At 72.1% G+C, this 18,850-nt stretch carries 17 protein-coding genes, 1 tRNA gene and 2 pseudogenes; 9 read left to right on the top strand and 11 right to left on the bottom strand.

The genetic code is table 11. The annotated features are described in order from the left end of the window. Positions 1–21: 21 nt before the first annotated feature. The gene (locus ACZ4VA_RS06935) at positions 22–858 is read left to right on the top strand and encodes an inositol monophosphatase family protein (RefSeq protein WP_468080165.1); all 837 of its coding nucleotides are present in this window, start codon (positions 22–24) and stop codon (positions 856–858) included. 81 nt (positions 859–939) lie between these two features. Continuing rightward, a complete protein-coding gene (locus tag ACZ4VA_RS06930) occupies positions 940–1,569 on the top strand; it encodes an NAD(P)-dependent oxidoreductase (RefSeq protein ID WP_355794581.1) in 630 nt (209 codons plus the stop codon). Positions 1,570–1,689: 120 nt separating this feature from the next. Here ACZ4VA_RS06930 and ACZ4VA_RS06925 read toward each other — a convergent pair whose 3' ends face one another. Further along, complete coding sequence (locus tag ACZ4VA_RS06925; RefSeq protein WP_468080163.1) at positions 1,690–3,243, bottom strand: FG-GAP repeat domain-containing protein; 1,554 nt, start codon at positions 3,241–3,243, stop codon at positions 1,690–1,692. Positions 3,244–3,358: 115 nt separating this feature from the next. Then, positions 3,359–4,757: pseudogene (locus tag ACZ4VA_RS06920) on the bottom strand (M1 family metallopeptidase). A gap of 177 nt (positions 4,758–4,934) precedes the next feature. Here ACZ4VA_RS06920 and ACZ4VA_RS06915 point away from each other — a divergent pair. Then, positions 4,935–5,207 carry a DUF3253 domain-containing protein gene (locus tag ACZ4VA_RS06915; RefSeq protein ID WP_355782170.1) on the top strand — a complete coding sequence of 91 codons (273 nt, stop codon included), beginning with the start codon at positions 4,935–4,937 and terminating at the stop codon, positions 5,205–5,207. Positions 5,208–5,228: 21 nt separating this feature from the next. On the opposite strand, the gene ACZ4VA_RS06910 is transcribed toward ACZ4VA_RS06915, so the two are convergent. Then, complete coding sequence (locus tag ACZ4VA_RS06910; RefSeq protein WP_355782167.1) at positions 5,229–6,089, bottom strand: SDR family oxidoreductase; 861 nt, start codon at positions 6,087–6,089, stop codon at positions 5,229–5,231. Between the two features lie 111 nt (positions 6,090–6,200). After that, a complete protein-coding gene (locus tag ACZ4VA_RS06905) occupies positions 6,201–6,512 on the bottom strand; it encodes an NIPSNAP family protein (RefSeq protein ID WP_356175491.1) in 312 nt (103 codons plus the stop codon). 276 nt (positions 6,513–6,788) lie between these two features. Between ACZ4VA_RS06905 and ACZ4VA_RS06900 the strand changes: the two genes are divergently transcribed. From ACZ4VA_RS06900 to ACZ4VA_RS06890, 3 genes are all read left to right on the top strand, one after another. Continuing rightward, positions 6,789–7,262 (top strand): ATP-binding protein, encoded by a 474-nt coding sequence (locus ACZ4VA_RS06900; RefSeq protein ID WP_356175494.1) that lies wholly within the window; start codon positions 6,789–6,791, stop codon positions 7,260–7,262. A 127-nt stretch (positions 7,263–7,389) separates the two neighbouring features. Next, positions 7,390–8,004 (top strand): RNA 2',3'-cyclic phosphodiesterase, encoded by a 615-nt coding sequence (thpR, locus tag ACZ4VA_RS06895; protein ID WP_388905145.1) that lies wholly within the window; start codon positions 7,390–7,392, stop codon positions 8,002–8,004. 123 nt (positions 8,005–8,127) lie between these two features. Continuing rightward, entirely contained in the window at positions 8,128–8,436 is a 309-nt protein-coding gene (locus tag ACZ4VA_RS06890) for a hypothetical protein (RefSeq protein WP_356239923.1), read from the top strand. A gap of 38 nt (positions 8,437–8,474) precedes the next feature. Here ACZ4VA_RS06890 and ACZ4VA_RS06885 read toward each other — a convergent pair whose 3' ends face one another. Both ACZ4VA_RS06885 and ACZ4VA_RS06880 read right to left on the bottom strand, forming a co-directional pair. Beyond that, entirely contained in the window at positions 8,475–9,875 is a 1,401-nt protein-coding gene (locus ACZ4VA_RS06885) for an FAD-dependent oxidoreductase (RefSeq protein WP_468080159.1), read from the bottom strand. 549 nt (positions 9,876–10,424) lie between these two features. Beyond that, positions 10,425–10,853, bottom strand: coding sequence for a DUF7144 family membrane protein (locus ACZ4VA_RS06880; protein ID WP_388905148.1), 429 nt, complete (start codon positions 10,851–10,853; stop codon positions 10,425–10,427). 268 nt (positions 10,854–11,121) lie between these two features. Between ACZ4VA_RS06880 and ACZ4VA_RS06875 the strand changes: the two genes are divergently transcribed. Continuing rightward, positions 11,122–11,195: transfer RNA gene (locus tag ACZ4VA_RS06875), tRNA-Met, on the top strand. A gap of 72 nt (positions 11,196–11,267) precedes the next feature. Here ACZ4VA_RS06875 and ACZ4VA_RS06870 read toward each other — a convergent pair. Both ACZ4VA_RS06870 and ACZ4VA_RS06865 read right to left on the bottom strand, forming a co-directional pair. Next, on the bottom strand, positions 11,268–12,158 hold the full coding sequence (locus ACZ4VA_RS06870) for an NAD(P)-dependent oxidoreductase (RefSeq protein ID WP_468080157.1): 891 nt from the start codon (positions 12,156–12,158) through the stop codon (positions 11,268–11,270). An 81-nt stretch (positions 12,159–12,239) separates the two neighbouring features. Beyond that, positions 12,240–12,662 carry a PPOX class F420-dependent oxidoreductase gene (locus ACZ4VA_RS06865; protein WP_468080155.1) on the bottom strand — a complete coding sequence of 141 codons (423 nt, stop codon included), beginning with the start codon at positions 12,660–12,662 and terminating at the stop codon, positions 12,240–12,242. A 379-nt stretch (positions 12,663–13,041) separates the two neighbouring features. On the opposite strand from ACZ4VA_RS06865, the gene ACZ4VA_RS06860 reads away from it, so the two are divergent. Beyond that, positions 13,042–13,383 (top strand): alpha-amylase, encoded by a 342-nt coding sequence (locus ACZ4VA_RS06860; RefSeq protein ID WP_468080153.1) that lies wholly within the window; start codon positions 13,042–13,044, stop codon positions 13,381–13,383. 87 nt (positions 13,384–13,470) lie between these two features. Here ACZ4VA_RS06860 and ACZ4VA_RS06855 read toward each other — a convergent pair. Further along, positions 13,471–13,590 (bottom strand): annotated as a pseudogene (locus ACZ4VA_RS06855) (HAD domain-containing protein); the annotation flags it as partial. 394 nt (positions 13,591–13,984) lie between these two features. Between ACZ4VA_RS06855 and ACZ4VA_RS06850 the strand changes: the two are divergent. Continuing rightward, positions 13,985–16,531 carry a discoidin domain-containing protein gene (locus tag ACZ4VA_RS06850; RefSeq protein ID WP_388905151.1) on the top strand — a complete coding sequence of 849 codons (2,547 nt, stop codon included), beginning with the start codon at positions 13,985–13,987 and terminating at the stop codon, positions 16,529–16,531. Between the two features lie 103 nt (positions 16,532–16,634). On the opposite strand, the gene ACZ4VA_RS06845 is transcribed toward ACZ4VA_RS06850, so the two are convergent. Together ACZ4VA_RS06845 and ACZ4VA_RS06840 are read right to left on the bottom strand one after the other, a co-directional pair. After that, the gene (locus ACZ4VA_RS06845; protein ID WP_355788984.1) at positions 16,635–18,245 is read right to left on the bottom strand and encodes a sodium/solute symporter; all 1,611 of its coding nucleotides are present in this window, start codon (positions 18,243–18,245) and stop codon (positions 16,635–16,637) included. Next, a complete protein-coding gene (locus tag ACZ4VA_RS06840) occupies positions 18,242–18,676 on the bottom strand; it encodes a DUF485 domain-containing protein (RefSeq protein ID WP_389389937.1) in 435 nt (144 codons plus the stop codon). The genes ACZ4VA_RS06845 and ACZ4VA_RS06840 overlap by 4 nt, the downstream gene beginning before the upstream one ends. Positions 18,677–18,850: the final 174 nt, after the last annotated feature.

Genomic DNA, 18,850 nt, shown 5'->3' with positions numbered 1-18,850 from the left:
CCACTTCGTCTGGAGCCCTCCATGAACGCCGTTTCCGACTCCCGTACCGCCGCCTCCGCCGAGTACGCCGACCTCGAAGCGGTCCTGGCGGACGCCGAGACCGCCGTGCGGGCGGCGGGCGCGCTCCTGCGCGACCGCCACGACGAGGCCGCCCGCCCCGGCGACCTCGACGAGATCGTCCGCGCCATCGACGCCAACGACGAGGCGGTCCTGGCGCTCGTCCAGCAGCCGCTGCTCGCCGCGCGGCCCGGGTCGCGGTGGGCCGAGGACGAACTGGCCGGCGGCCCGCTGCCCGAGGGCGAGTGGTGGGTGGTGGACGCGGCCGAGGGCAACATCAACCACATCCACGGCATGACCGAGTGGGGGGTGACCGCCACCCTGGTGCGCGACAACGCCCCGGTGCTGACCGTGGTCCACCTGCCGCTGACCGGCGACACCTACACCGCGCTCCGCGGCCGGGGCGCCTTCCTCAACGGCGAGCGGCTGCGCGCGTCCACCAAGACCGACCTGAAGGCCGCGCTGGTGGGCACCGGACAGGCCAAGCCGGGGGAGGAGGAGGAAGCGCTGCGGCGCATGGGCGCCTCGGTGACGGCGATGTTGCTGAACGCCCTGGTGGTCCGGGTCTCGGTGCCCGCCACGATGCAGCTCATCCAGGTCGCGTCCGGACGCATGGACACCTTCTGGCAGTTCTCGGACGTGCGCTCCGGCCTGCTGCCCGGTGCGCTGCTGGTCTCCGAGGCGGGCGGCTCGGTCACCGGCACGAGGGGAGAGCCGTGGACCCTCGGCGACGAGGACTTCCTCGCCTCGGCGCCCGGCGTGCACGCCGCCGCGGTCGCCGTCCTGTCCGCCCTGAACTGACCCGGCCCGCCCGTCCGATCCGGGCCGGGGGCGCACCGCCCCGGCCCGCCCCCTCCCACCGGCACCACGACTGGAGACCTCGTGAAGATCGCCGTACTCGGTTCCACCGGCAGGACCGGCCGTCTCGTGGTCGCACGCGCCCTGGAGCGCGGCCACGACGTCATGGCCCTGGCCCGCACGCCCGAACAGGTCCGGGCGCCCGCCTCGGGAAAGCTACGGGTGGTCCGCGCTGACGTGACCGATCCCGGCAGTGTCGCCGCCGCCTTGGCGGGAGCGGACGTCGTGGTCAGCGGCCTCGGTGTCACCAGGAGACAGGACCCCTCGGTACTCGTCGACGGCGCCCGCCAGATCGCCTCGGCCGGACCCCGCGTCATCTGGCTGACCTCGCTCGGCATGGGCGCCACCACGGGCGCGCTCGGCGCCGTCAACGGAGCCCTTCTCAGACGCGTCCTGCGCCACGAGTGGGAGGCCAAGGGCGTGGCGGGCCGCGCCGTGCGCGAGGCCGGCGGGACCACCGTCCACGCCGGGCCGCTCACCGACGGGCCCTACCGGGGTGACGGAAGCCTCGTCGGCGCGGCGGGCTTCAAACCCCGTTGGGTGCCGCCCAGGGCCCCGCGTGCGGGGATCGCGGCCCTCATGGTCGCGGAGGCGGAGACACCCCGCTTCGCCGACACGGACACGGTCGCCCTGTTCGAGCCGGTGCGACGCTGAGCCGGCGTCCGCCGTCACGCGGGCCGCGGGCTGGGCGGGTACGGGCGAACAAGCCTCGCCTCTCCGGCCCGGAGCCCCGGGCGAAGTGAGCGGGCGGCGGCACGGGCGTCCGTCGTCCAATCACCCAGTGCCGAGCCGGCCCGTGGGCAAAAAATAGGCACCGTTCGCCGACGACCCCTCCGAGGTGCCAGGGAAGACCCAGTACCCGTTCTCCTCACGCGGACGGTTGTAGCCGACGTAACCCACGACCAGTTCATCCCGGCCGTCGGCGTCCAGGTCGGCCGGCGCCACGTCCCAGCCGAAGAAGTCACTGTCCGCCTCGTGCGAGGGACTGCCCGGCAGGTCCAGGACATGGCGGTCGAAGGAGCTCTGCGCCCGGGCCGACGGCCCCCGGTCGCTTCCGAGATGGACGGTGACCCTCCCGGCCGGGTGGCGGCGGCCGTACGCCGCCTCGACGAGGTCGTCCCGGCCGTCGCCGTTGACGTCGCCCACGGCCGCGGCCCGCAGTGCGGGGGCCTTCGCGGTCCGGCCGGTGGCGTCCAGGAAGCCCGCGCCTCCGAACCGTACTGTCGTCCCCTGGAGCACGTCGTCCGCGCCGTCCCCGTCGAAGTCCCCCAGCGACACGGGCCTGACGTCGAGCAGACCGCCCCAGGGTGCGATCCCCGGCGGGGAGCCGGCGTGCGCGAAGCCCTCCGCCGTGCCGACGTAGAGCTCCACATGGTCGGACGTCGCGGGCTCGTCGGCCTCGTCGGCCGGGTCCGGGTCGCCGACGACCGACTCGGCGAGCAGGTCCGTTCGGCCGTCACCGGTGAAGTCACCCCAGACCACCTGACGCGTTGTCACCGTTCCGCCGAGCGAGAGGTCCACCGCCGTCACGCGGGCCGGGTTGCCGTCCGCGCCGAACGGGCCGCGCAGCACGAAGAAGGTGTCGCAGCGGTGTTCCCGCGAGAGGTCCCACGGACTGCTCGGCGGCCGGAACGCCAGCGCGTCCGCGGTGCCGTCGCCTTGGACGTCGGTGACTCCGGCGGCGTCGAACTCCGGTAGCGTGCGCGAGAGTTCGGTGACGCTCTCGATGCCGTCCCCGCCGCCACGAGCGAGGTACTGCACGACGCGCTGTTCCCGCTGCCCCTTCTCCAGACCGTGGATGACGACGTCCGCACGGCCGTCGCCGGTCAGGTCCGCCGCGGGTAGCACACCGCCCGACCCGGTGCGGGGGTTGCCGGGCAACTCCTGCGTGAGGGCGTCACCCCGGGCGCGGAGGGAGACCCCGCGGGACGATGTGAGCCGGCCGCCCTTCGACCCGGGAAGGTAGGCGGGGTTGCGTCGCCAACCGCCCCCGCCGACCGGCCGGTACCAGCCGTCCACGAAGAGGTCGGTGACGCCGTCCCCGGTGATGTCGCCGGGGCGGGGGGCCGCGCCGGTCGCCGTCGCGCGGAAGTTCGTCTGCGCCCCGGTGGCCGTCGGCGGCGTGACGCACTCCCGCGGCACCTGGTCGTCGGCACCGTCACGCCGTACCTCCCCGCCGTCGCCGGCGCAGTTGCCGCGCGTGCCACACGCCTTGGGCGCCCTGCCGTCGGCACGGTGACGCGGGGCGTCGCCGGTGCAGCCGTAGCCGCCTGCCGCAAGGAGGACGACGGTGCAGCTCAGGGCGAGAAGGCGCGGGCGCGGACGCATCGCACGAGTATGCGCCCGGCCTCCTCGCGGGCCAAGGCCGGTTCGCTAGGCCCTGCGGCCCACCCCCGGGGCCTCGGTTCCTCGGTTCCGGTGCGGCGCGGTCCGTGTCGCCCCGTCACCGGATGCGGTGCGTCTCCCAGAAGGGGCCGAGGTCCTGGTCCGTCATGGACTGCGCGGCCCTCTTTGAAGTCCTCGGTGGTGGAGACGCCGTACCAGTGGTGCCGGGCGTACCGCTTCAGCAGACGCGCCATCGTGTCCGCGCCGAGGGTGCGCTCCAGGTCGGCCAGTGCGCAGGAACCGGCCGTGTAGACGAGGTGGTAGTCGCCGCGGTGCCGGGACCAGTGGTCCATACCGTTCGTGAGGGCGGTGCTGTCGTCCGGCCAGTACACGTCGGCCCAGCAGTCGCGGGTCTCCCAGCCGTAGAAGCGGGCGTTGGCGTACTGGGCGAAACTCTCGTCGAGCCAGGGCGAGGCGTACTCGTCGTTGCCGACGACGCCGTACCACCACTGGTGCGCCACCTCGTGGACGACGGCGCCGCCCTCCTCGGTGGTGCCGAGAAGGACGAGGCCGGGGTACTCCATGCCGCCGCCGAACCGGCCGGTCATCACGAGGTCGATCTCGCCGTACGGGTAGCGGCCGAACTGCCGGCCGAACCCGTCGACGGCGGCGACGGCGTCCGCGCGGTTGACACGCACGCCCGCCTCCGGGGTGTCCGGCGCCCAGTACGCGTTCACGACCACACCCCCGGGTGTGGTCTCCGTCGCCGTACGGAACGGGCCCGCGGCCCAGGCAAAGTCGCGCACCCGGTCGGCGGTCCCGGTCGTGACCGTACGGCCGGGACCGCCCGGGAGGCTGCGGGTGCGACCGGTGGTGGGCACCCTCAGGGCCGAGGGGTGGTCGAGGCGGACCCGGAAATCACTCGTCAGGGCGTAGAAGCTCTCGCCGAGCGCCACGTACGGGGCGAGGTGCCAGCCCTTCCCGTCGTGGACGGCGAGTACGGGCAGTGCGTTGCCGAGGAACCGGAAGGCGCCCTCGCGGCCGAAGCGCGCGTCGCGGTCGGGCACGGTGACCGACACGGCGAAGGTCAGGGTCGTCCGTTCGCCGCGGGTGAGCGGCTCGGGCAGGGCGATGCGCAGGGCCGTGCAGTCCACGGCGGGACGGGCCGGTCTGCCCCCGCGGACCCTCGACACCGTGACGGGAGAGGGCGTGCCGGGCGTGCCGCACCCGTCCTCGCCGTTGCCCCACAGCCGCAGGTATACCTCGCGGAGCGGCCGCTCCGACGCGTTCCGGAACGACACCCGCTGCTGGCCGGTCCAGTGGCCGCCGTCGGCGTCGGAGCGCAGGTCCACGTCGTACCGCGCGCGGTCGGGAGTCGCGGCGCCCCCGGAAACCCCCGGCGTGGCCGCGCCGGCACCCTGCACACCGGCGGCCGAGACGAGCAGGCCGAGCAGGACGAGCAGGACGGCGTACAGACGACGAGCGGACCCGGACGACCTCACGGCTGACGGTGACATGCCAGCCGATGCTGCCACATCTCCCCTGTCCGGCAAGGGACATGGCGGAACACGTTCACCATGCGCGGACGGGGACCTCGTCCCGGGAAGCTCACCCCGCGCCCGCGAGAGCGACCCGGGCAACGGTTCGGAGGTCGACGCTCCGCTTCTTCGCGTCGCCGTTGCGACACTGGTGGGGTGACCGACAAGGAACGGCAGACCGAGCGGCGCCTGGAGCGGGCGATCCTGGACCTGCTGGAACGACGCCGCCCGACCGCGACGATCTGCCCCTCCGACGCCGCGCGGACGGTGTACGAGGGCGAAGACGACGGCTGGCGCGAGCTGATGGAGCCGGCGCGCCGTGCGGCCCGGCGGCTGGTCGAGGCCGGCGAGGTGGAGATCACCCAGGCGGGCCGCCCCGTCGACCCCGAGACCGCGCGCGGCCCGATCCGCATCCGCCGCGTCCGCTGACCCCGCCGGTCGGCAGGCCGTTCAGTAGGCCGCGGCGTCCCGGCGCAGGAGTTCGGCGAGGGACGTCGCGGGGCGGCCGGTGAGGCGCGGGATGTCGTCGGTGACCCCGTCGAGCTCCCCGGCGGCGACGGCCGTGTACGTCGACACCCAGGCGTCGAGCTGCCAGTCGGGTGCGCCGTAGCGGGCACGGGAGCGGTAGGCCTCGTCGAGCGTCTCGGGCTCGTAGCGGACGGCGCGGCCGGTCGCCTCCGTCACCACGGCGGCGATCTCCGCGAACGTCAGGGACTGCGGCCCGGTGAGGTCGTAGCCGGCGCCGGCGTGCTCGTCGGCGTGGGTGAGGACGGCGGTGGCGGCCTCGGCGATGTCGTCCTGGGCCACGACGGCGGCTCGCCCCGTCCCGCCGGGGCCGCGGATGACGCCGTCCTCACCGACGAGTGCGGGCACGAAGTCGGCGTAGAGGTTGTCCCGCAAGAACGTGAACTCCAGACCGCTCGACCGGATGTGCTGCTCCGTGCGCCAGTGGTCGCGCGCGAGGGTGAAGGTCGCCTCCGGAGCCGCCCCGTAGAAGGAGATGTACACCAGGTGCCCGACACCGGCCTCGGCGGCGGCGTCGACGAACGCCCGGTGCTGCTCCAGCCGGTCGGGGGACTCGGCGGCGGAGACCATCAGGACCCGGTCGACGCCGCGCAGCCCCCGTACGACGGCGTCACGGTCCCCGAAGGCGCCGGGGACGACGGTGGCGCCGGGCAGCGAGGGAGCCCGCTCGGGAGTCCGGGCCAGCAATGTCTGCGGGATCCCGGCGTCCGCCAGCCGTCGGGCGACGCGTCCGCCCAGGCGTCCGGACGCGCCGGTGACGGCGTACGTGACATCGGTGGTGGCCATCTGGCAGACCCTTCGTTCCGGGGGAGGCCGGGGTGCACCCCGCCAGGCAGATGATCGTACGGCGGCGCCCCCGTCACCCCGTCGGCGCGCCGGGGGCCGGGGCCCGCCCGCCTACTGCGGAGCGTCCAGCGGACGCAGGAAGCGCCGCTCGTAGCGCTTGATGCAGCCGGTCCTCCGTGCCAGCTCCAGGGCCTCCTGGCACTCCGCGTCGGTCGCGCTGTCCGTCCGGTACCGCTCGTACGCCGCGAGGCCGGGGAAGGAGAAGAGGGCGTACGCGATGTCGCTGTCGCCTTCACTGGGCAGGAAGTAGCCGTGGTGGGTCCCGCCGAAGCGGTTGACGAGCCCGACCCAGCGGCGGCCGTACTCCTCGAAGTCCTCGATCCTGTCCGGGTCGATCTCGTACTTCAGATGAATGGTGATCACGAGAACGATTATGGGACATGAGGGATCGGGCCCGGCGGTCCGACGGTGCCGGCCCGGCCCCGCACGGCTGGGAAGATCGTGAGGCGGGTCCGCGGCCGACCCGAGTACCTTGACCTCGGCGATGGACCGCCACGCCCTCCTGTTACGTTCCCGTGGGCAGGCCGGAGGCGGCGCCTCCGGCCGGCCGAAGATCGATGTCGAGGATTCCGGTGTTCTTCGGCATCGGGGGTAGAGGCTGGACGGAAACGGTCATGGCTCAGGAAGCGGGCGGATCGCGTGGATGAGGCTGCCCGGGAAAGGGCTCAGCCAGGGGCAGACCGACTGGTCAGAGCCTCCGAGGCATACGAGGGCAGAGCCGGCGACATCGCCCGGGCGCGCGAGACGGCACGTGTCTTCATGAAGGAGGTGCAGTCCGACCACGGGTTTCCCGTGTCCGACCGCGCCATGGACATCGTCCAGCTGGTGGTCAGCGAACTGCTGACGAACGCCTGCAAGTACGCCCCAGGTCCGTGCCTGCTCGATCTGGAACTGGTGGGGGGCCGTGTGGAGGTCACCGTCTGGGACAGCGCCCCGGTCCTGCCGGTGGCGCGGGCCGCCGATCCGGGCCGCGTCGGGCAGCACGGTCTTGAGATCGTCATGGCCGTCAGCCAGAGCTTCGAGGTGCATCGGGCGCCCGTGGGCAAGCGGACCGTCGCGGCGGTCGTGCTCGCGGACGACCCGGACGGGGACGTCACCGGGCACCGTCCCTGAGGGGACCGGCCCGCGGCACGGCGGACGGACCCGGGCCGACGGTGACCGCAGACGCGGGACATTCCGCAAGGGTGCGGCGCCTGGGGCGCCGACGGCACCCCCGCCCGCGTGCGGTACCAAGTTCCGTATGAACGATCAGACCCGGCCGGCCACAGTGCGCGTGTTCATCGCCCTCGCCCCACCCGACGACGCGAAGGAGGAGCTGGCCCGGGAGCTGCGGTCCGCCTACGACACCCACCCCCACGTGCGGTGGAACCGCGTCGAGGACTGGCACATCACCCTGGCCTTCCTCGGGGAGCTGCCCCCGCGGACGGTTCCGCTGCTGCGCCCGCCCCTCGCCGGCCTCGCCGCGGACCGCGCCCCGCTCTCCCTCGCGCTGCGCGGCAGCGGCAGCTTCGACGACCGGGTGCTGTGGAGCGGGATCGACGGGGACCTCGACGGACTGCACGCACTCGCTGCCGACGTGCGTACGCTCGTCCGGAACTGCGGCATCACCTTCGCGGAGCGACCCCTGCGCCCCCACCTCACGCTGGCCCGCGCCCGCAGGGGAGACGCGGCCTCGGCGGGCGAGATCGCCGACGGGATCGCCGGATTCGCCGGCCGCCCCTGGCGAGCCGAACGCCTGCACCTGGTCGGCAGCAACCACGGCCGAGGTCACGGCCCCGTCCGGTACCGCGACATCGAGGCGTGGCCCTTCGGCACCGCGAGGCCCCCCGGGCCCGGTGAACCGGCGGCGGAGTGAGTACGGGGCGGTGGAGTGAGTACGGGCGGCGGACTGAGTGCTGGGCGGGCGTACTGACTACGCGCGACGGGCCGGCGCCGCTGTCGGGTGGCGCCCGGCCCGCTCGCTGGCAGACTCGTGCCGGTGACAGCGAAAGCGCGACCGGACCGCACCCCTGACGGGCGGTTCATCATCGTGGACGGACGGCGCTGGCGGGCGACGGACCCGGACATCCCCGAGGACGCCGCCGCCCGGCTGCGCTCCCACCTGATGGCGGCCCGGCGGGCGGTCGGAGCCGCCCGGCGTGCCGAGGACCCCGAAGCCGAGCGAGCCGCCCGCGCCCGCGTCCACCTGGCCAAGGTCGCCCTGGGGGAGCGCGGCACCCCCTGGTGGGAGCAGAGCGACGCGCAACGCCGAGCCCGCTGGAGCGAGGGCCTCGCGGAACTCGACTGACCGCGAACCACCGGGACGGGGAAGGCGGGCTCAGCCCGTCACGAGTCCGAGGTGCGGTCGAGCCGGTGGAGGATCTCCCGCTCGCGCGCGGTCAGCGGCGGCTCGGCCAGGGCCGGCAGCGGGGGACCGCCGAGCGCGGTCAACAGGACCCCGGGGCGGAGCAGTCGGGTGGGCCCGGCCTCCAGGCCCGTCACGTCCCACAGCGCGGCCGCCACGTCGTACGAACCGGTGGCCGCCCGGGTGACGCGTCGGCTGTACCCGGCGGCGAGCCGGTCGGCGAAGGTGGCCGTGGCGCCGCGCACGTCCGGGAACAGGACGTCCTGGCCGACCGCGAGGCTCCACGCGGCCTCCACGTGGCGGGCGGCGGCGCGCTGCACGGTGCGGGCGAGTCCGGGAGCGGCCAGCTCGGTGCGCCGCACCTCGCGGCTCAGGGCGAGGGCGCCGAGCGCGGCCACGGACATGCCCTGCCCGTAGGCCGGGTTGAACGTCGCCAGCGCGTCGCCGAGGACCACGAGACCGTCCGGCCACCGGCGGGCCTTCTCCAGGTACCGGCGGGAGTTGCTGGTGCTGCGGCTGACGGACACGCCGGTGAGCGGTTCGGCTCCGGAGATGAGCCGGCCCACGATCGGGTGCGGGAGGTCCAGCGTGTACTTGAGGAAGCCCTCGGGTTCGGCCGGGGGTTCGCCGCCCCGGGAACCGGCGAGGCTGACCATCCAGCGGTTGCCCTCGATGGGCACGATCACCGCGCTGCGGCCCGGCCGGGACACGTACGGGTTGGCCTGCACCACGGTGAGCGGGAACCGCTCGGCGCCCGGCGGGGTGCGGTAGATCCGGGTGGCGTTCACCAGACCGGAGTCCACGTTCCGCTCCTCGACGCCGGTGATGCCGAGGCCGGTCAGCCAGCTCACGACGCGTGAGCCGCGCCCGCTCGCGTCGACGACGATGTCGGCGCTCAGCTCCGTCTCGCCCGAGGCGGTCCGTACGCGGACGCCGTCGACCCTCGCGGCACTGCCGGTGAGGCCGAGGGCCTGCCCCTGGCGGATCTCGATGCCGGAGGTGTGGTCGAGGACGGCCTTGCGCACGACCCAGTCGAGCAGCGCCCGGCTGCAGGTGATCATGTGGTGGCGCTCGTGGCGCCAGCGGCGGAAGAAGCCCTCCGGGGTCAGGACCAGCATGCCGGTGCTGAGGGAGATCTCGTGGGCACCCGCGGCCAGCAGGTGCTTGCGCAGGTCCGCTGCCGGCAGCAGGTCCTCCATGGCGGCCAGGCCGCCGGGCATCAGGAGGTGCGCGTGACGCCCCTGGGGGACGCCCTTGCGGTGTTCCGGGCCGTCGGGCAGCTCGTCGCGGTCCAGTACGACCACCTGGTCGACGGCCCGGGACAGTGCCGCCGCCGCCAGCACACCGCCGAGTCCGGCTCCGATGACGACAGCTCTACGCATGGGGCTCCTCGAATCCGTCATGAGATGCCGCCACCGGTCCGTCGGCGTTCCGTGGTGACGACGTGTGAACGCCTCAGAAATCCCGGGGCCCGCATCACAGGATCACGTCGGCGACCTCGTGGTGAGAGCCGCGCCCGCCGGACGTCTCCGGCGGCGCACGGGGAGGCCAAGTGGGTCCGCGCGTACGGCTCGTGGTCGAGGAGGCCGTCGTGCGCCAACAGCCGCTTGATGACGGCTGTCTGACGCTGTATCAGCATCGCGGGAAGGGCTGCCGTTGGCGGGGGCACGGGTGTGGCGGCGGGGCGGCCGGCCCGCGCGGACGGGGCGCGCGAGGGGTGCGGTGCGTCGGACGTCGCGTCTGCTGCCACCGGGAGCTCTCCACCGCAGGTCGTGTCGTTGAAACTTGCGTTCGACGCGAGAGTAGCCGCTCCGCTCACCGGCGGTCGATGGTGTCGAGTGATCCTGGCCCGCACGGCAATCGGCCCGGGACCGGGAGCAGTTGCTCGCGGTCCCGGGCCGGTCCCGGGTGTGGGAGAGGTGACGGCGCGGTCATGCCTCCCTGTTACGGGGTGCGCACAGGGCCCAGATGATGAACCCGTTGATGGTGATGAGGGCCAGCGCCCAGAACGGCGCGTACGGCAGCCACAGGAAGTTCGACAACATGCTCAGGCCTGCGAGGGCGACGCCGACGACCCTGGCCCAGGTGGAGCCCTGGAAGAGGGCGAGCCCCGCGAGGAACACGACGACGCCCAGGATCAGGTGTACCCAGCCCCAGCCGGTCAGGTCGAACTGGAAGACATAGTTCCGTGTGTTGACGAAGACGTCGTCGTTGGCGATGGCGGAGATGCCCGCGAAGATGGCCATGAGACCGCCGAAGATCATCAGCACCGCGGCGAAGACGGTCCACCCGCCGACGAACGCGCGTGTCTCCGACCTCTGTCCCGTGTGGGGACGGGCTTGGCTCGCATGACTCGTCATGGTGCGCTCCTTCAGTGGATATGAGGGCCCGAAGCGCGAGTCCTCTACGCCGAACGGGCTCATTCCAATCTGTACCTGGAGAAGGCGTCCCGCATCTCAGAGCCGGAGGCCCGGTCGGGGGCCGAAGAGAAGCCCACCGAGCCGGGCACACTTCGTGATGACTGATCACTTTCCGTGAGCGAAGGGGACTCGGCGGCGGCCGTCGGTGCCGGCCGACGTCCGGCGTGGTCATCGGCCGTCTTTCCGTGGCGTAGGGTGGAGTCAACGACGCGGGGTGGAGCAGCTCGGTAGCTCGCTGGGCTCATAACCCAGAGGTCGCAGGTTCAAATCCTGTCCCCGCTACTCGAAGACGAGGGCCCGGCAGCCTAGGCTGCCGGGCCCTCGCGCATGCCGGGCCATTGCGGCCCGCCGGGGTCAGGCGTCGGCGTCCTCGTCGAAGCTGGCGTAGTAGGCGGCGGCCATGTCCTCCTCGCCGTGCCCCTGTGCGGCGGCGCGGGCCAGTCGTGCGGCGCCCGCCTCGGCGACGTCGAGACGGATGCCGGCGCGTCGGCCGGCCTCGACGATCAGGCGGGCGTCCTTCGCGGCGGTGGACACGGCGAACGCGGGCGGGGTCAGCCGCCCGTCGAGGATGAGGCCCGCCTTTGCGTGCAGGTAGCCCATGTCGAGCGGCCCGCCGGCGATGGCGTCGAAGAAGCCCTGCGGATCCACGCCGAGCGCCTGCGCCAGGGCGAGGACCTCACCGGTCGCGTTGGTGGCCGCGAGGACCCAGCTGTTGGCCACGAGCTTGAGCCGGGTCGCGCTGCCCTGCGCGCCGTCCTCGCCGGTCCACACCGTACGGGCGCCGACGGCGTCGAAGACGGGCGTCACCGTGTCCCGGCCGGCCTGCGGGCCCGCCGCCAGGACCAGCAGTTGCCCCGCCTCCGCGGGCTGGCGTGTGCCGAGCACGGGGGCGTCGTAGAAGACGAGCCCGTGCTCGCTCGCCAGGGCGGCCAGGCCGGAGATCGCGTCGACGCCCGCGGTGGTCGACTGCACCCAGGCCGTGCCCTCGGCGAGGGCGGGCGCCGCCTGCCGCATCACGTCGAGGACGGCCTCCCCGTCGTACAGCATGGTCAGGACGACGTCCGCGCCGCGCACGGCGTCCGCGGGGGTGTCGGCGACCCACGCGCCGTCGTCGGCCAGGGGCTCGGCCTTGTCGCGGGTGCGGTTCCAGGCCCGGACGGTGTGTCCGGCCCGGGCGAGGTTGCGGGCCATCGCCGCGCCCATGATGCCGGTGCCCAGGACACTTACGGTGAGCTTGTCGGTCATGACGTCAACTTCCTGCTCCGAGTGGTGCGTTGTCTGTTCCATGCTCTGTGGGGCCCCTGTCCGCCGAGGGGCGCCGGCCGGTCAGCCGGCTGCCTGGTCGTTGTCCTTGTGGCCGCCCCAGCCGTGCCAGCGGTCGATCTCGATCCAGCCGCTGACCCGGGCGCGGTCGCGCTGTGTGTACGGCCGGCCGAGGTAGTGCCGGGACAACCGGTCGATGTCGGCCAGATCCGCGTCGTCCCGCAGCTCGGTGACGCGCCCGATCAGCGTGACGTGGGTGTACCAGTCGTCGCCGTCGAGCACCGTCAGCGTGACCCTGGGGTCGTCGCGCAGGTGGCCGAGCCGTTTGCGGCCCTCGTCCATGTTCACCAGTACCCGGCCCTCCTCCCAGAGGTACCAGGTCGCCGTCGAGACCGGCTGCCCGTCCGGGCGCAGAGTGGTGATCACGGCGGGATGCGGCTTGCTCAGCATGGCGACCGTGGCCTCGGGCGGCGGCGGCTTCGACATGGCGTCTCCTCTTCTTCGCGTGGTGCCTGCGCGCCCTGGCGACCGACCGCACGGGGTGATCGACAGGACGCCGTTCCACGCTGCCATACCAGCGGTACGACGTGCTGTCCCGGCAACCGTGTCGCAGGCCGGGAAATATGAGGGTGCGGTCGTGGACGCCCTCACCTGACGGCGTGCCACACCTGGTACCCCGGTACGGCTTTGAGCTGCCGGTCCTCCGTTCCCCTCACGAAATGGTTGACCGCAACACCACGACTGAAAGAACATCCATGACTTTGCGCAAGACTTGCAAGGACTGTCAGAGTTGCCGGCCTCAACACCCCATGTCAGCACCGCTTTTGGCGCTGCTGCAAACACCGTCCCTCTGGAGAGTCGAGACATGTCCTTCCCGCGCCGCCTCCCTCTCGTCGCCGGCCTGCTGACCGTCCTCGCGGCGCTCCTCGCGAGCCTGGCGCCGGCTCACTCCGCCGACGCGGCCGACGGCCAGGACGGGAGCCCGTCCGTCCCCGACTGCGTCCGCTTCTACCCGAGTTGGCGGTACACCACCGTCGACAACGCCTGCACGGAGCAGGTGACGCTCACCGTGGTGTACACCGACGGCCAGGAAGTCCCGTGCCGGACCCTGCTGCCCGGCGACCTGGCGACGTTCCCCGGCTACGGCCCCCAGCTCAATCACGTCACGCGCCTCCGCGCCTGCCCGCCCGAGACCTCGCCCAAGTGAGCCCGGACCGGGGCGGCCGCGGCCGCTCCGGGAGGCCAGGGGTGAGCGGCAACTCGCGTGTACCGCACGCGGGTTGCCGCTCACCCTTCACAGGCCGCGCAGCCAGTCGCCCAGAACGCGGTAGTCCGCGTCGGTGAGCCCGAGCCGCGGATCGACGCGGTGGAGCAGGACCGGCGCGCCGTGGTGAGCGGCCACGTGGGTGTGGTCCCGGCATCGGGAAAACATAGTCGCTGTCCGGTCCGCGCCGATACATGGAAGCCGCGGGCAGGGCGCGCTCCGTCGGTGTTCAAGCCGTGAAGTCGGCGTGCCGGGGCGGGTGGTGGGCTCCTCGCAGGTCATATGGCCCGAGTCGTCCCTCGTCAGGGGCCCCTGGACGGGGCCGGTGCAAATAAGTCGTGTCGCAGGGGTTGCCGTCGCGTTGCCTCATTACTTAAATCAAACCCTGAACTAAGTAGCTGCGTACGACCGTTCATGCCGTCCGGGTCCACGGGCCCGGTCCGGGAACGCCCTGCGGTGCACACCCCGGGCGAGGTGTTTGTCATGCCTCGATCATGGTGCGGCACCGGAACCCGCTCTCCTTCATCCGCACGGAGTGGACCACATGAGATTCAGATCCTGGGGGATCGCGCTCGCCACAGCGGCAGCGCTGGTGACCATCCCCGCCCAGACGACCCCGGCGAGCGCGGCGGAGTCCCTGCTCTCGCAGGGCAAGACCGCCACGTCCTCCTCGGACGAGAGCGCCGGCACCGCCGCCTCGTACGCCGTCGACGGCAACACCGGAACCCGCTGGTCGTCGGCCGGCACCGACACCCAGTGGCTCCAGGTCGACCTCGGGGCGACGGCCACCATCACGAAGGTCGTCCTCAACTGGGAGACCGCCTACGGCAAGGACTACCGGATCCAGGTCTCCGGCAACGGCAGCACCTGGACGGACATCAAGACGGTCACCAACGGCGACGGCGGGACCGACACCCTCGACGTCTCCGGCCAGGGCCGCTACGTGCGTCTCTACGGCGTCTCCCGTGCCACGCAGTACGGCTACTCCCTCTGGGAGTTCCAGGTCTTCGGCGACGCGGGCGGCACGACGCCCACCGCGTGTGACACCACCAACGCCGCCAAGGGCAAGACGGCCACCGCCTCCTCCACCGAGAACGCCGGCACACCCGCCTCCAACGCCTTCGACGGTGACAACGGAACCCGCTGGTCGAGCCAGTCCTCCGACCCGCAGTGGGTCCAGGTGGACCTCGGCTCGTCCCAGGACATCTGCAAGGTCGACCTGAACTGGGAGGCCGCGTACGCCAAGGCGTTCAAGATCCAGGCCTCCGCCAACGGCCAGGACTGGACGACGCTGAAGGACGTCACCAACGGCACCGGCGGCACCGCCTCCTACGACGTGAGCGGCTCGGGACGCTACCTCCGCGTCCTCGGGACGACACGCGGCACCGTGTACGGCTACTCGCTGTGGGAGGTCGCCGTGCACACCGGCTCCGGGGGCACCGGGCCCATCCAGGGTGGCGGTGACCTCGGCCCGAACGTCATCGTCGTGGACCCGAACACCAGCGGCCTGCAGGCCAAGTTCGACCAGGTCTTCAGCAAGCAGGAGTCGAACCAGTTCGGCTCGGACCGCTACCAGTTCCTCCTCAAGCCCGGCACCTACAACGGCATCAACGCCCAGCTCGGCTTCTACACCTCGATCTCCGGACTCGGCCTGAACCCCGACGACACGAAGATCAACGGTGACATCACCGTCGACGCCGGCTGGTTCAACGGCAACGCCACCCAGAACTTCTGGCGTTCGGCCGAGAACCTGTCCATCAAGCCGGTCAACGGCACCGACCGCTGGGCCGTGGCGCAGGCCGCGCCGTTCCGCCGCATCCACGTCGAGGGCGGCCTCAACCTCGCGCCCAACGGCTACGGCTGGGCGTCCGGCGGCTACATCGCCGACTCGAAGATCGACGGCACGGTGGGCCCGTACTCGCAGCAGCAGTGGTACACCCGCGACAGCTCCGTGGGCGGCTGGACCAACGGCGTGTGGAACATGACCTTCTCGGGCGTGCAGGGCGCGCCGGCGACCAACTTCGACACCGGTCCGTACACCACGCTGGACACCACGCCGGTCTCCCGCGAGAAGCCGTTCCTCTACCTCGACGGCAACGACTACAAGGTGTTCGTCCCGGGCAAGCGCACCAACTCCCGTGGTGTGTCGTGGCCGGCCAACGCGGGCGGTACGTCGCTTCCGCTCAGCCAGTTCTACGTCGTCAAGCCCGGTGCTACGGCCTCGACCATCAACGCGGCGCTCGCCCAGGGCCTCAACCTGCTGTTCACCCCCGGGGTCTACCACCTCGACCAGACCATCAACGTCACCCGCGCCAACACCGTGGTCCTCGGCCTCGGACTGGCGACCATCGTCCCCGACAACGGCGTCGACGCCATGCACGTCGCCGACGTCGACGGCGTACGGCTGGCCGGCTTCCTCATCGACGCCGGACGCACGAAGTCCGACACGCTCCTGCAGATCGGCGGTGCCGGCGCCTCGGCCGACCACGCCGCCAACCCGACCACCATGCAGGACGTGTTCATCCGCATCGGCGGCGCGGGTCCCGGTCTCGCCACCAACTCGGTCGTGGTCAACAGCGACGACGTCATCGTCGACCACACCTGGATCTGGCGTGCCGACCACGGTGAGGGCGTCGGCTGGGAGACCAACCGCGCCGACTACGGCCTCGTGGTCAACGGCGACGACGTCCTGACCACGGGCCTGTTCGTCGAGCACTTCAACAAGTACGACGTGCTCTGGAACGGCGAACGCGGCCGGACCATCTTCTTCCAGAACGAGAAGGCATACGACGTGCCCAACGCGGCCGCCGTCACCCACGACGGGATCGTCGGGTACGCCGCCTACAAGGTCGCGGACAGTGTCGACACCCACGAGGCCTGGGGCCTGGGCAGTTACTGCAACTTCACGTCGGACCCGAGCATCGTGCAGCAGCACGGGTTCCAGGTGCCGGTGAAGGCGGGCGTCAAGATGCACGACATCCAGGTCGTCTCCCTCGGCGGAAAGGGCCAGTACGCCCACGTCATCAACAACACGGGAGCGCCGACCTCGGGAACGGACACGGTGCCTTCCAAGATCACCCTGTTCCCGTGACACCAGGTGACCGGCCGGCCGGCTGACGGACTCACCGGCTGACCGGCCTTCCGGGGCCCGCCGCACCCGCGGCGGGCCCCGGATCCGTCTCCGGAGGACGGCATCACTTGATCCTGCGCTCCGGCCCCGCCAGGATCCGGCCCTCCAGCGCCTCGTACTCCTTGCGCTGCCGATCCAGGCTGCGGCGACCCGACAGCATCGTGCCGAGCCAGCCGAACGCGAAGCCGACCGGGATGGACACCAGACCCGTCGTCGTGAACGGGAACCAGTTGAAGTCGACGTCCGGGAAGGCGGCCATCGGCGTCCCCGACACCAGCCTCGTGCCCGGCATGAGCAGCAGCACCGTGACCGAGCCCCCGATCAGCGTGCACAGCAGGCCCGTTCGCGTGTAGCGGCGCCAGAAGAGGCTGTAGACGAGGGCGGGGGCGATGGCCGAGGCGCCCAGGCAGAAGGAGACGGTCGCCAGCGGCTGAAGACTGCGGTCCTGGACCAGACTCGCCAGCAGGATCGCCGGCAGACCGACGACGACCGCGCACACCCGGGCGAGCCCCATCTCGCGCCGGGGAGCGAGCGGCTTGTCACGGCTGCCGAAGACGTCGTGCGCCAGCGAGTTGGCGCAGGCGAGGATCATCCCCGCCACCGAGGCGAGCAGGGTCAGGAAGATCGCCGTGGTGACGGTGGTGAACAGAAGCGTCTCGGCTCTCGACAGGTGCGGTCCGAGTGCCGCCCGTGACCCCAGCAGATACGCGGTGTGGCCCCTCGGGTCGGCAGAAGTGAGACCGGCCCGGCCCACAAGCGCCGCCGCGCCGACGGCCACGACGGTGATGATCGCCACGAACAGCGCGACGGACGACACCGCCCACGACATCGCGCGACGGACCTGTCCGGCGCTGTCCGCCGTGAACATGCGCATCGTGACGTGCGGCAGACACGCGCCGCCCAGCACGATGGCGAACTGCGAACTGATCATGTCCAGTTCGGGGTGGGGACCGCCCGCGAACTGGAGCCCGGACCGCAGGAACGCCGAGCCGCCTCCGCTGCCGGCCGACGCGGCACCGAACAGTGCCCCCAGGTCCCACCCGAAGCTCCGCAGGATCAACACGGTGACCACGGCGCCCGAGCCCAGGAGCATGACCATCTTCAGGATCTGGACCAGTGCGGTGCCCTTCATCCCGCCGATGGCCGCGTAGCTGATCATCAACGCGCCCACCCCGATGACGCACCCGGTCTCCATCGTGCTGCCGGAGAATCCGAGGATGTACGCCAACAGCTGCCCGGTGCTGGCGAGTTGCACCAGCATCATGGGCATCAGCGAGGCGATGGTGACCGCACACGTGGTGATGCGCACGGCACGCCCCGGCATCCGCCGGGCCAGCGCGTCACCCATGGTGAACCGCCCGGTGTTGCGCAGGGGTTCGGCGAGCAGGAACATCAGCAGCACCAGGGACAGCAGTGTGCTCAGGGCGAGCACGATGCCGTCGTAGCCGCACAAGGCGATGACCCCGCCGATGGTGAGGACCGTGGCCGCGGAGATGTAGTCGCCGGCGATGGCGAGGCCGTTGCGCATCGGCGGCAGTGAGCGGTAGCCCGTGTAGAACTCGTCCAGGTCGTCGTGGTCCGGGCCCGTCATCACGCACAGCAGGAGCGTCACGGTCACGACGGCGAAGAAGGCCACGAGCGACCAGGACTGCGCGGAGCCGCTGAAGTCCGTCATCGGCCCGGCTCCGGCCGGCCGAGGTGCCCTCTCCTGCGGCGCAGGCGGCGCGCGAGCGGATCGACGTACCGGCGCGCCGTGAGCTCGTAGAGGACGACGGCCAGCCAGGTGACGGGGAGTTGGATCAGCCCGACCAGCATGCCGGTGGTCAGGCCGCCGGTGACAGGTTCGGTCATGACCGAGGGGGCGAAGGCGGAGAGGCACAGGAAGAGGGTGAAGTAGCCGAGTGCCGCGAAGGTCGCCACCCGGCGCTGCCAGCGGTAGGCGCGCCGGAGGACGCGCAGGTCCCTGTGGTGACCGATCGGCGAGCGGAGCGAGGACCAGCCGCGTAAGGGCTCGCCGGAGGGCGGTTCGGCGCGGGGGACGGACGAGGCGGAATGCCGGGCGCTGTGCGGTCGGGCTGGGTACGACTCGGACGGGTCGTAGGACATCCCGGTTCTCCTAGCACGGCTCGGGTCCGGTGGGTACGGACCGCGGGAGGTGGGGGGAGCGGTTTCGATTTCAAGTTCGAGTCCCCGCACGCTATTCGGGGAAATGCGTGGCTCGCCGGACTTTCCGCGAACTGGCTGGTCGGACCGCCCGCAGCCCGCTGACCTCGCATGTTG

This window comes from Streptomyces sp. NPDC028308, from assembly GCF_055565855.1.
This window is presented reverse-complemented; position numbering and strand designations above follow the sequence as displayed.